General features: G+C 63.0%; 9 protein-coding genes. 3 read left to right on the forward strand and 6 right to left on the reverse strand.

Annotated elements, in window-relative coordinates:
* Positions 1-142: 142 nt before the first annotated feature.
* Positions 143-607, forward strand: a complete 465-nt coding sequence (locus FHP25_RS37275; RefSeq protein WP_147852078.1) for a helix-turn-helix domain-containing protein — start codon at positions 143-145, stop codon at positions 605-607.
* Positions 608-1,030: 423 nt separating this feature from the next.
* On the opposite strand, the gene FHP25_RS37285 is transcribed toward FHP25_RS37275, so the two are convergent.
* The 3 genes from FHP25_RS37285 to FHP25_RS37295 form a co-directional block, all read right to left on the reverse strand.
* Positions 1,031-2,875: a UvrD-helicase domain-containing protein gene (locus tag FHP25_RS37285; protein WP_147852079.1), complete on the reverse strand. Its 1,845-nt coding sequence runs from the start codon at positions 2,873-2,875 to the stop codon at positions 1,031-1,033.
* Positions 2,862-4,739 (reverse strand): ATP-dependent nuclease, encoded by a 1,878-nt coding sequence (locus FHP25_RS37290; RefSeq protein WP_147852080.1) that lies wholly within the window; start codon positions 4,737-4,739, stop codon positions 2,862-2,864. The genes FHP25_RS37285 and FHP25_RS37290 overlap by 14 nt, the downstream gene beginning before the upstream one ends.
* Before the next feature lie 215 nt (positions 4,740-4,954).
* On the reverse strand, positions 4,955-6,250 hold the full coding sequence (locus FHP25_RS37295) for a hypothetical protein (protein WP_178134078.1): 1,296 nt from the start codon (positions 6,248-6,250) through the stop codon (positions 4,955-4,957).
* Between the two features lie 208 nt (positions 6,251-6,458).
* On the opposite strand from FHP25_RS37295, the gene FHP25_RS37300 reads away from it, so the two are divergent.
* Both FHP25_RS37300 and FHP25_RS37305 read left to right on the forward strand, forming a co-directional pair.
* A complete protein-coding gene (locus tag FHP25_RS37300) occupies positions 6,459-7,193 on the forward strand; it encodes a recombinase family protein (protein WP_269434425.1) in 735 nt (244 codons plus the stop codon).
* Complete coding sequence (locus FHP25_RS37305) at positions 7,181-7,942, forward strand: zinc ribbon domain-containing protein (RefSeq protein ID WP_147852083.1); 762 nt, start codon at positions 7,181-7,183, stop codon at positions 7,940-7,942. The genes FHP25_RS37300 and FHP25_RS37305 overlap by 13 nt, the downstream gene beginning before the upstream one ends.
* 37 nt (positions 7,943-7,979) lie before the next feature.
* Here FHP25_RS37305 and FHP25_RS37310 read toward each other — a convergent pair whose 3' ends face one another.
* From FHP25_RS37310 to FHP25_RS37320, 3 genes are read right to left on the reverse strand one after another with little or no spacing between them, the layout of a single operon-like run.
* Positions 7,980-10,028 (reverse strand): ABC transporter ATP-binding protein, encoded by a 2,049-nt coding sequence (locus FHP25_RS37310; RefSeq protein ID WP_147852084.1) that lies wholly within the window; start codon positions 10,026-10,028, stop codon positions 7,980-7,982.
* Positions 10,012-10,869: an ABC transporter permease gene (locus tag FHP25_RS37315; protein WP_147852085.1), complete on the reverse strand. Its 858-nt coding sequence runs from the start codon at positions 10,867-10,869 to the stop codon at positions 10,012-10,014. The genes FHP25_RS37310 and FHP25_RS37315 overlap by 17 nt, the downstream gene beginning before the upstream one ends.
* On the reverse strand, positions 10,866-11,879 hold the full coding sequence (locus FHP25_RS37320; protein WP_147852086.1) for an ABC transporter permease: 1,014 nt from the start codon (positions 11,877-11,879) through the stop codon (positions 10,866-10,868). The genes FHP25_RS37315 and FHP25_RS37320 overlap by 4 nt, the downstream gene beginning before the upstream one ends.
* Between the last annotated feature and the right edge of the window lie 200 nt (positions 11,880-12,079).

Genomic DNA, 12,079 nt, shown 5'->3' on the forward strand with positions numbered 1-12,079 from the left:
TTCCAAGCAAACCCTGCAGGCCTCTCCCGCAAGGTCTCTGACCTCCCATCTCACCGACAATCTTGCATTCATCGCCACTTGGACATATATTTCACATGTTGCACATAATTCATTTATTTGGCGGATCAGGAAGGGCCTGCCCATGACCAACCTCGCCCATCGACAACTCCCACCTTCCGCTCAGGATGCAGCGATCGCCCGCGTGTCGAGACAAGTTCTGTCTCGCTACGCCCGCCAGAAGCGGCCTTTGACCCTGCGCGTCACCGACGCCGATCAGGAAAAGCCGATCGAGCTGCCGGCCGGTGCGGTCGCGCTGCTGATGGACATCCTCGAAGCGATGGCTGCCGGGAGGGGCGTCACTCTCATGCCGGAGAACGCGGAGCTGACGACGGTTCAGGCCGCCGAAGCGCTCAACGTGTCCCGGCCCTTCCTGATCAAGATGCTGGACGACGGCACGATCCCGCACCGGAAGGTCGGCAAGCACCGGCGCATCCGCATGGAAGACGTGATCGCCTACAAGACGGCAATCGACCGTGAGCGCGAAGCGGTGCTCGACCAGCTCGTCAGCGACGCGCAGAAACAGGACATGGGCTACGGCCGTCGATGAGCCGTTGCACTGCCCTTCTTGATGCGAATGTTCTCTATCCCGCGCCGCTGGGGGACCTGTTGCTGCAGCTCGCCGTCACCGATCTCTTCACGGCGAAGTGGACGGCGGACAACCGACTAGGCTTGCCCCAAGGAGGGAGAGCCGCTCAAGCCCTGAAAACTGAGCGGATTGGTGCGGGCCGGAGCCTCCTCTTCCTTCGTCTCTTGGGGGCGATTACACGGCCGCAGTTTTCACAGCGTGCTTCGAGGGGCTTGAACGGTCGGGGCGGCAGCCCCTCTTAAAAATGTATGGCTTGAAAGAATCATCCCTTGCCGAAGGCGCTCTTCCCGCACGAGGGATCGTCACCGGATGGCGGAGACGCCCATCCCCCTTCTTCGACTGAAGGGCGGCTCCGGGAGGCCGCTTACCACTTCAACCGGCCGACTAGAGTCCGATCCCGAAGGGACGCGCCCTGCTCGCGCTTTGAAGCAGCACGCAGGGGTCGCCGCGAGGCGTTAGTATCGTCGTATGTCGCTTGCCCCGGGTCACACTCACACGCAGGTTCTGCCGGGCCTGATCATTGACATTCTCCCGCGTGTTGTACCGAACGATTCGATGACTGTTGAAAGGCGGCTGTCCTTTTCTCCTGATGGGCCAGCCTTCGAAAATGATGACCTCGTCAAACTGCTTGCCTTTAGCCTTATGCATATTCATCACGACGACGCCGGTTTCCGGCTTGGCGTTGGTAGAAAAATGCTCCCGTACAAATGCCTGTCGCGTTATCGTCAGCGCGTTGAGGTAAGAGCCGTTGTCGCGCCAATCCTGCGACAGCTCCTGGCGAAGCTCGACTCCGCGGTCGAGAACCCGGATGTTTCGCACCTGATCGGCAATCTCTTGCAGGCGCTTGCATGCCCCACCCTCAAGGATGCGCCGCACCGCCTGCCAATCCTGGTCAGGAACACCGGTTAGCGCCTGCTTGCGGGCTGCGTCATACACAGCCCGCATGGCCACGAGGATACTGTTCTTTCTGAGAGCTTTTCCCGTGACGCGGCACGCAACGTACTCCTCGTAAGCCTTCGCAATCTTTGCTGCCTCATCGAGGGCGGCGATCGTCGGATCGTCGCCGCCCTTGCCTTGGTAGTAGTTAGTCGCCAGCGCAATAAATTGCTCAAAGTGTCGGCCATCGTTGTCCGGCTCCAAGAGAAGCGCGATGATTTCGGCACTGAGGATAGCGGCATCCATCTCGATGACCGCGGCATGAGGCACCGCGGTCAATCCAGCGGGCGGCGCGCGAAGCGCATCAGATGCCATACGGGTCATTTCCTTGGTGGGAACAAGGATGGCCAGGGACCAGTCTTTGCGCCCGGCGCTGACAAGTCGGTTGCGGGCTTGGTACGCCGTCGTCACAAGCCGCGAGAACGCCTGATTGATGTTTGGATTGTACTGTTCCACTTTCACGCCTGCGTACGGCGTAGTCTGAAACTTGCCTGTCAGAATGTGATTGCCGAACAGCGCTATGTCCGTGCCGGCGCTGCGATGATTGTCGGAACTGAGATCGACTTCGCTGGGCTTGAAACTGTCACGGAAGTGATCGAGTCGCTCCGGGCTAGCCCCGAGCCAGTCGTATATGCGTTGCTCCGGGTCGGCGAGAGCAAGTAGAGTGCTGCACTTTCCCAGAGCCTGAACAACCCGCCACTGGGCGTCATTCGTATCCTGGAATTCATCGAGGATGACAACCGGATGCATCGTAGCGATGAGTTTGCGGATGCGTTCGCTGCCATGGAGCAGGTCACCGACGAGCGTAGCATATAGGTCGAAGCAAACCCGGCCTTCCACTCGCGCAAGCCGCTCGCGCTCTATGTTCTCGGCGGCGGACTTTGCCTTCTTCTGTTCGTCGCTCAGTCCCCTGGTACCGTGTTGCAGGCGAATCCCGGAAAGGGCAATCGCCTCCGCCGACGGCGACAGGATCGATAGTCGCCTCGGCAATCCGGTCAGATAACCGTGTGCTTTCAGAATGCGCCAGAAGAAGGAATGGTAGGTCTCAACCTCGATCCGGAGCTTCTGTTCGCTCGGGATGTTCTGCTCGTACTCGATCGTTTCCACGACCCGGGACACAGTTGCCCGCGCGAAGCTCAGGAATAGAATCTTCTGCCCTGGCCGCAGATCCTTCTCGGCAATTTGCGCCGCCTTGAGAATCGAGATCGTTGTTTTGCCGGAACCGGGTCCGCCCGTGACAAGAAGATGCCCGCCCTGCCCAAGGATCTCTTTCTGCTTGTCAGTGAGTTTCATCGGGCTCGTCTCCAGGCTTGCCGCTTTGATTGCGACTACACTGAGGTGCCCCGCCTTCGGCCGCGGCGGGGGGCGTACAGGCCGCCTTCATGGAAATGCAGGCGGATCGAATCCATTCTGGAATCTCCTCCTCGCTGCATTGCGCGAGGAAATCGGCGATCGCGCCGGTTCCTTTGTTCGAGTCAAAGTACTCACGCAGGGCTGCTGCTGCATCTGATTCGACGTTCGGATATTTTTTGACGAGATGCGGTGGCCAAGCCACGAGCTTCGCGTAGCGCTTGCGGGCTTCCTCAGTAGTGTTCTTCAGCACCAAATTCTCGAAGCCTGCTTGGTCGTGCATCAAGAGTAGCTCGACCTGTGCTTCGATGAGTGCCTTGTCGCCCACCCCCTGCTTGTCACACATGCCAAACACGCGCTTATCGAGACTCCGATACAGCTGCCCCATGCCAGGGATGTTGGTCTGCCCATCGGCATCGATCGTGCACACCCCCAGGGCTTCAAGCGAGGAGTAGGTTTCAGGCTTGAGTTCGGACAGGCGGCGGCAGGCAGCCGGGAAAGCGGCGGCTTCAGTATCGCCTTCCGTGACCAGAATGCGTCGCGACAGCAACCCCTCACAGAAGCGCGTTCGAAACTCGCGACGATAGCGCTTGAGCTTAACGTTGTCCGGCAAGACGATCGGGCGTCGGCTTAAAGCATCCTTGTCATCCCGGGCCAGAATGACCGTCTCTTCCAGGGCAAATTCCTCGAGCACGTAGGGCGAATGTGACGTGAAAAGCGTCTGCGATGCCAGCTTGCGGACCTCATGTACGATCCGCTTCTGAGCATAAGGCGGAATCGCTGTTTCCGGCTCCTCCATGGCAAAGATCACATTCTGTTTGCCCTTGGCGATTTGCGAAAGCATCGCCAGAACCAGCATGTTGATGGTCCCGGTTCCCTGCCGGTAGAACGGCGCGGCATGATCCCCGGTACCTGTCGCGATGAATGCTGTAATGACCTTCCGAAGGTGATCGCGTGTCAGATTGGACACCTTCAGGTGGGGCTCAACTCCCCATTCCTTTGGGACATACGTCTTGAGTGAGGCGTTTATGCTCTCAAGCACGCCCGAGATACCATGGTTCGGGTCTTCTGCCACAGACATTGCGGAAAGGGTCTTGATGGTTCCTTCCCACATCTGCGGCCTGACGTCCTTCAGGCGAAGGATGATGTCGAGGAGACTGCCCCGTTCCAGGCTTAGTGCGCGCGAGCCCGTCCGCAGCGACCGCAGATAGAGAAACCCACAAACCTGCTTGTGCTTTTTCGAGAACTGCTCTGGTTTTTCGTCCTCGGTAAGGCTTCGGGTAAAGTATGTTCTGCCTTCGAAATCATCCTCGTCTTTGTCGAACCAACCGTGGAATGTCACCCTCAGCGCTTCCGTAATCTTAGCGGCGTCAACGCCGGAGGGATTTGGCTCGGTGTAGAACTTATCGGTCGCGGCGTCCCAGAACTCTGCATAGTCGCCAAATTTTGCCTTTTGTTCCTCGGTCAGATCCGCGACCGCAACCTCGATTTCGATGCGGGGCGCCTCCGCAACCGGCTGCTGTGGATTGGATGTTCCCTTAGTTACCAACGCCGCATTGGCCCCGGGACTCGGCTCCTTGTCGTCGCTGGCTGGCACCTTGACGGTGTAAGCGCCTTGAAAGAAATCATGCTCATCTACAGGCGGCTGCCGGTTCAGGCGGTCCGGCCCCAACGCAAGGTCAAGCGCTTCCAGCAATGTAGTCTTGCCAGTGTTGTTGTCTCCGATCAGCACGCCATGCTTGGGCAGGAGCACGGTCGCTGACTTGACGCCCCGAAAGTTCTTGATGCTTAGTCGGCAGACCCTCATAGATTCCCCTCGCTGCCAGACCGACGGTCAGGCCCCGCTTATGCGTTCTTGGCAGGATCCACCGGTTGTGCCTGCATGGATTGTACTACCAATAGCTAGCCGAACGCCGGGCTACATGTAAAGGTTCTCGCGCGAAGAGAGAGCCGCGACGCTTGCTGCAACCTCGTAGTTGAAAGGGCATCTTATCAAACGCCGGTATGACCGATGCCAATGCTTCAGCCGCCTTCGTTCAGCATTTCGACAAGCACTTCCGCCGGATCAAGCGTTTCCCCGGTGTCAAAGACTGGAAGCGGTTCGATGATCGATGTTGGCTCTGGGGACGGGCTGCGCTTCACCGCAAAGGTGACGGTTCGCCCGCTTTCGAGAACCGAACGTATTACGGTGTCCAGGGAAGCGGACTGGACGATGGTGGTCCCAACCCACGCACCTGCTACTAGGTTGGTGAACTCAGTCAGATTAAGCCTGCGGCCGACATTGTCATAAGTCAGCAGGTTACCGCCCCGCGGACCCTTTAGTCGTTCACTCGCCGCCAGCACCTTCCACAGTCCTTGGGGTAGATAGATGCCCGGGAACATTCCCTTGTCGTCCGGATTGAAAACGATTCGGGAGCAAAATTTGAGAAAGAAAGGATTGTGGCTGAAACGGAAGCCATCCGGATCGGGATCGGGCTCTATCTCGGCTAGCTCGTCGAGCAGCGCGTCCATGCGCTGCATCTCGGCGGTGAACTGGTCACTATCGGTCCACCGAAACTCCAGGTCGCCGCCATTGTTCTTCTCAAGTGCCTTATATTGGACCAGAACGAAGGCGCGATAGGTCTCGTTAAAATAGATCAAGTCCGCGCCTGTCTGCTGTTCAAGCGGGAGACGATTTGCCATGACCACCGTGACGCGCACATTGGGATCTTCGGCCGCCGCGAATACGCGGGCCGCAATATGGGGCACTTCGCGAATCACGTTGAAACCCGGAAGGCTCGTCAGGTCTGCATGCAGCATGACGTCTTCCCTCGCGACGGCCCCCTGCAGGCCGTCCAGAAACGAAGTGCGGGCGACCGTCGCCGGACTCCAGTCCAGAACTTGACGCGTGTCTATTCCTGCAATCTGAAGCGCTGTCGAAAGTGTCTCCTTCTGAAGCGCGAGGTTTTCGCGTTCCCTTGGATTGAGGGTTGCGATGAGACGAGCGCGGCTGGCTGACAGACGGTCGAGCCGCCGACCAAGCGTAGGGTCAAGCTCTGACAAGGCTTCAACAACGGCCGACATTGTCTTCGGTGGCAACAGTCCCCCAACTTCAAAAATCTGCTTGAGGCGCGCGCGGAACTTGGGGGGAACTACATCGATGACAACGTCGAAGGAGATTGGACGTTCAAGGTCCTCCAAAGACACCATGTTAAGCCGTACCAAACCCGTCCCAGCGCTGGCGCCCTTGCGTCCGTCTCCGACATGGGTAAGCAGGCCATCTTCGAAGGATGCGAGCACGATCAGGGGCGCGCGCCTGCTGTGTTCGAACTTTGGCACTGGCTCTGACGCCTGCGGCCCACCCGGCCAAGTCGTCTCGGATCCCAGAAGTAGATCTCGCCGGTCATGCCGGACTTTCAAAATGTATGCGGACGCTGCGGGCACGGCTCTCCTCGTCCCTAACTGGGCGTAAGGATATCAGTTTATTCAACCCGGCACGGGGCGAATAGCCCCGAACTCGGCTCGGAAGCCAGTTCGCCACAAGCGCGTGTCGGGCAAGTCTTGCCGCTCACGCAGGTCAGGGGCGAACCTCCTGCGCCCGCGCGTGCAGGTGCTGGTGCAGGACGCAGCGGCAGGCCGTTTTGACATCGTCCTCTCGGAAAGCATGGACCGCCTGTCGTGTGACCAGGAGGAGATCGCCCACGTTTTCAAGCGCCTGAGCTTCACAGACATCAAGATCGTCACCCTGTCCGAAGGACCGGTCAACGAACTGCATGTCGGCCTGAAAGGGATGATGGGTGCCCTCTTCCTCAAGGATTTCGCCGACAAGACGCGGCGCGCCCTGCGCGGGCGCGTCGAGGCCGGCAAATCTGGCGGCGGCAATGCCTACGGCTATGAGGTGGTCAGGCGGCTGGACGCGGAGAACCAGCCGGTGCGCGGCGAACGAAAGATCGATCCGGTCCAGGCTGCGATCATCATCCGGATCTTCAACGACTACGCCGCCGGGAAGTCTCCCCCGGCTAGCGCCAAGGAACTGAATCGCGAAGGCGTCGCCGGCCCGTCCGGCACCGACTGGGGGCCGAGCGCGATTCCCGGCAATCCGGGCCGGGGCACCGGCATCCTCAACAACGAACTGTATGTCGGCCGCCTGGTCTGGAACCGGCTGCTACATCAAGGACCCAGAGACCGGAAAGCGGGTCTCCCGCCCCAACCCGGAAAATCGTGGATCACGCAGGACGTGCCGCATCTGCACATCGTCGGCGACGATCTGTGGAAGCGGTGAAAGCCCGGCAGGCAAGCCTGCGGAGCACGCGCGAAGGCCGTCAGGCGCCCGGCTACTGGGACCGGAGGCGGCCGCGCTACTTGCTGTCCGGCCTTATGCGCTGCGGCACCTGCGACGGCGGGTTCGTGAACCTAAACGTCGAACGGTTCGGCTGCGCGTCGGCGCGCTACAAAGGGACTCGCTCCAACCGGCGCACCATCCGGCGCGACACGGTCGATACCATCGTGCTCGACGGCCTTCAGACCCGGCTCATGCGCCCCAAGTTGGGCGAACTGTTCTGCCAGGAATACACGAAGGCGATGAACCGGCTCCGCCGCGAGAACGATGCGCAGCGCAATGGCGACCGCGCCGCCCTCAAGCAAATCGACCGCGATCTCGACCGGCTGCTCCAGGCCATCCTGATCTGCACGGCCACATCGCCGGCATTCTCGCGCGGCCACAAACGCGAAAAAGCCGCTCATGGAGAGCGGCTTTTCGTGTCGTCTATCAAATGGTTGCGGGGCCTGCAACCACCGAGACCGACAGTCGTTGTTCGTCCCTGTTTGACCGTGGGAGGCTCTGTCGGGCTTGACGCATCTATTGCCCGGACTCACAGCTCTGATGCATCCACCGCTGTCATCCCGAGCGCAGCGAGGGATCTTTCAAACGACGCACCGTGTGCCTTCCAGAAAGATCCTCGCTGCGCTCGGGATGACAGTCGTGACTCACCTTTCAGCCATCGTCGGTACTATGTTCGCCGCCCGCCATGATGAATCACATCAGCACCGCGTCGGAGAGTCCCCTTAATCAGAGGTCGCGCGCGTCGGCATCGCTCAGCCGTCCGGGGAAGTGGCAGGCGACGCGCTGGCCTGCGGCGGCTTCGAGCAGCGGCGGCTCCTGCAGGGCACAACGCTGCTCGGCGATCGGGCAGCGCGTGCGGAAGCGGCAGCCGCTTGGCGGGTCGAGCGCGCTCGGCGGCTCGCCCTTCATCGGCACGTGCCGGCGCGCGCGCTCCACGCGCGGATCGGGCACCGGCGCGGCGGAGATCAGGGTGCGCGTATAGGGGTGCAGCGGACGCGAGAACAATGCCGCGGCCGGACCCACCTCCATGATCTTGCCGAGGTACAGCACCGCGATGCGGTCGCAGACATGGCGCACCACCGCCAGATCGTGCGCGATGAACAGATAGGTCAGCCCCAGCCGTTCCTGCAGGTCGACCATCAGGTTGATGATCTGGGCCTGGATGTTGACGTCGAGCGCCGAGATCGGCTCGTCGGCAACCACGAAATCCGGGCCTACAGCCAAGGCGCGGGCGATGGAGATGCGCTGCCGCTGGCCGCCGGAGAATTCATGCGGAAAACGCCGCACCGACTGGCCCGGCAGGCCGACGAGGTCGAGCAGCTCGGCGACCCGCGTGCGCGCCGCCGCCGCATCGCCGGCGATGCCGTGCAGGATCAGCGGACCGGCGAGGATCTCGCCGATCGTCATGCGCGGATTGAGCGACGCGTACGGATCCTGGAAGATCATCTGCATGCGCCGCCGCAGCGGGCGGATCGCCGCCTGGCTGGCATGGGTGATGTCGGTGCCGGCAAAGACGATCCTGCCGTCCGTCGGCTCGTGCAGCCGCGTGACCAGCCGCGCCAGCGTCGACTTCCCGCAACCCGATTCGCCCACCAATCCGACGGTCTCGCCGGCGATGACCTGCAGGTCGACGCCATCGACGGCGCGCAGCACGCGCTGGCGCGCGAAGAAGGTCTCCTTCGCCAGCGGGAAATGCTTCCGCAGGCCCGAGATCTCGAGGATCGGCACCGCCGGTGGCGGATCGACGGGGGCGGCACCCCCCGCCCGGGCGCGTTCCGGAGTGTGCAGCGCGCCGCCCTCCTGCGTCACCCAGCACCGCGCGGCACGGCCGGCTTCGACCGGGAGCAGCTCGGGATGCTCGGCGCATTTCTCGACCGCAAAGGGACAACGTGCACGAAAGCGGCAGCCGGACGGCCAGGCGCGCGGGTCCGGCGGCTGGCCTTCTATGGTGATCAGCCGGCGATCCTCGGCCTGGGCATCGATCCGCGGCGCGGCGTGCAGCAGCGCCCAGGTGTAAGGATGGCGCGGATCGGTCAGCAGCGCCTCGGGCGCCCCCTCCTCGACCACCTCGCCGGCATACATCACCAGCACGCGCGAGCAGATGTTGGAGATCACGCCGAGGTCGTGGCTGATCAGGATGACGGCGGTGCCAAGGTCGCGGTTCAGCCCGCGCAGCAGGTCCAGGATCTGCGCCTGGATCGTCACGTCGAGCGCCGTGGTCGGCTCGTCCGCGATGAGTAGCGACGGCTCGTTGGAGAAGCCCATGGCCAGCATCACGCGCTGGCGCATGCCACCGGAGAATTGATGGGGAAACGAATTCACCGTGCGGTCGGCCGCGGCCACGCCCATGCGCCGCAGCAGATCGATGGCGCGGCGGCGCGCCGCCGCCACGGTGAAGCGGCCATGCGCCGTCATCGCCTCGATGAGCTGCCGCGCGATGCGCAAGACCGGGTTCAGCGACGTCATGGGGTCCTGGAACACCATGGCGATCTCGCGCCCGCGCACCGCGCGAATGCCTTCGTCGTCGAGATGCGCGAGGTCGCGGCCCTTGAACAGGATCGAGCCGCCGACGATCCGCGCCGGCTCGTCGAGCAGGCGCATGATCGACTTGGCGCAGACGCTCTTGCCGGAGCCGGATTCGCCCACCACGCCCAGGGTCTCGCCGGCATGCACGTCGAAGCTGACGCCGTCCACCGCGCGGACGGGACCGGAATCCGTCAGGAACCAGGTGCGCAGGTCGCGCACCTGCAGCAAGGGCTCAGCGACGCCTGGCATGTGGATCGAGCCAATCGCGAAAGCCGTCGCCCATGAAGTTGAAGGCCATCACCACCGTCAGGATGGCCAGGCCGGGAAAGGTGGCCACCCACCATTGCTGCACCAGCTCACGCCCTTCGCCCACCATCGACCCCCATTCCGGTGTCGGCGGCACCGTGCCCAGGCCGAGAAAGGACAGCCCGGCAAACACCAGGATGGCGTTGCCGAGGTCGAGGGTGACCAGCACGACGAGCGGCCCGACGGCGTTGGGGATGATCTGGCGCAGCAGGATGTGGGCCGGGCCAAAGCCGATGGACTGCGCCGCCTCCACATACTCCATGGAGCGCTGCGAGATCACCAGGCTGCGGGAAAGCCGGGCGAATTTCGGCCACCACACCACCAGCATCGCGATGACGGTGTTCACCGTGCCGATCCCGAGCGCGGCAGCGATCGCCATCGCCAGGATGATCGGCGGGAAGCAGAAGACCAGGTCGGTCAGCCGCATCAAGCCTTCTTCCGCCCAGCCTCGCGCATAGGCCGCGGCGGCGCCCAGCAGCGTGCCGAACAGCGCCCCCACCAGCACCACCACCATGCCGACAGTGAGCGACACGCGGGCGCCATGGATGACACGCGTCGCCACGTCGCGCCCCAGCGCGTCCGTGCCGAGCCAGTTGCTGGCCGATGGCGGCCGCAGGCGCATCGCCACGTCGACGAGGTTCGGATCATATCGGGTGAGCCATGGCGCGAAGATCGCCGCGAGGACCCAGGCCAGGATGACCGCCGCGCCGAACGCCGCCAGTCCGTAGCGGCGCAGCCACCGGGTGCGCGCAGAGGCGATCGCGGGCAGAGCGATGTCGCTCATTTCTTCACCACGCGCGGATCGAGCAGGGCATAGGACATGTCGACCAGGAAGTTCACCAGAACGAAGATCGCCGCGACGATGGCGGTGACGGCCATGATGGCCGGAAAGTCGACGGTCACAGCGCTGCGGAAGGTGTAGCGGCCCAGGCCGGGCCAGGAGAACACGGTCTCCGTCATCACCGCGCCGGCCAGCAGGTTGGCGTAGGCGAGACCGCCCAGCGTCACCACCGGCAGCATCGCGTTGGGCAGGGCGTGGCCGACGACGATCAGCCGCCCGCGCAGGCCCTTGGCCTTCGCCACCCGCACGTAATCCTGCGACAGCGCCTCGAGCATGGCGGCGCGCGTGGTGCGGGTGATCAGGCCCAGCGTGGCGGCGGCGAGCACGATGGACGGCAGCACCAGATGCGCCGCAGCGTCATGGAAGGTCTCCCAGTCGCCCTGCAGCGCGGTGTCGATCAGCAGCAACCCGGTGATGCGGTCGGGCGGAAACGAGACCGGGTCGAGCCGCCCCGGGCCCGGCGCCCAGTTCAGCCCGCCGTAGAACACCGCGAGCGCGATGAAGGCGAGCCAGAAGGTCGGCGCCGAGACGCCGATCAGCGAGACCGCCCGGGCGACGTGATCGATGATGGTGTCCCGCCGCACGGCCGCCAGCACGCCCAGCGGCAGGCCCACCAGGATGGACAGGGTGAAGGCGACCGTCGCGAGCTCAAGGGTCGCAGGAGCGTAGTCGATGATGTCCTGCAGCACCGGTCGGCGCGAGGAGATCGACACACCGAGATCACCATGCGCCAGCCGTTCGAGGAACAGCCAGTATTGCTGCCACAGCGGCAGGTCGAGGCCCCACCGGGCGCGGAACTCCGCCACCTGCGCCGGGTCGGAGGCCGCCATGTCGCCGAGCGCCGTCAGCACCGGATCGCCCGGCACGGTGTTGGCGATCAGGAAGATGACGAGGGTGGCGAGCAGCACCATGGCCACCGAGACGACCAGCCGCGAGACGACATAACGGATCATGCGGCATCACCCCTGCTCCCCGCTCCCCCAGGGCTATCGCATATGGCGCTATCGGCCGAACCGTCAGAAGACGAACCACAGAGTTCCGCACCGACTACGTCGGCCACAAGGGCTGAAACGGGTGCTAAGCTGTTGTCCGGCCGGCATCGAGGTTGGTCGGATCCCTAGTGCAGAGGAGCCTGACACAGAGTTTGAACCCT

It is taken from the genome of Vineibacter terrae (assembly GCF_008039615.1).
In the GTDB taxonomy this organism is placed as follows: domain Bacteria; phylum Pseudomonadota; class Alphaproteobacteria; order Reyranellales; family Reyranellaceae; genus Vineibacter; species Vineibacter terrae.

What these genes read in the sequence shown, in the direction of transcription:
- FHP25_RS37320 (WP_147852086.1), bottom strand. Translation starts at nt 11,879, where the DNA reads ATGATCCGTTATGTCGTCTCGCGGCTGGTCGTCTCGGTGGCCATGGTG.
- FHP25_RS37315 (WP_147852085.1), bottom strand. Translation starts at nt 10,869, where the DNA reads ATGAGCGACATCGCTCTGCCCGCGATCGCCTCTGCGCGCACCCGGTGG.
- FHP25_RS37310 (WP_147852084.1), bottom strand. Translation starts at nt 10,028, where the DNA reads ATGCCAGGCGTCGCTGAGCCCTTGCTGCAGGTGCGCGACCTGCGCACC.
- FHP25_RS37275 (WP_147852078.1), top strand. Translation starts at nt 143, where the DNA reads ATGACCAACCTCGCCCATCGACAACTCCCACCTTCCGCTCAGGATGCA.
- FHP25_RS37285 (WP_147852079.1), bottom strand. Translation starts at nt 2,875, where the DNA reads ATGAAACTCACTGACAAGCAGAAAGAGATCCTTGGGCAGGGCGGGCAT.
- FHP25_RS37290 (WP_147852080.1), bottom strand. Translation starts at nt 4,739, where the DNA reads ATGAGGGTCTGCCGACTAAGCATCAAGAACTTTCGGGGCGTCAAGTCA.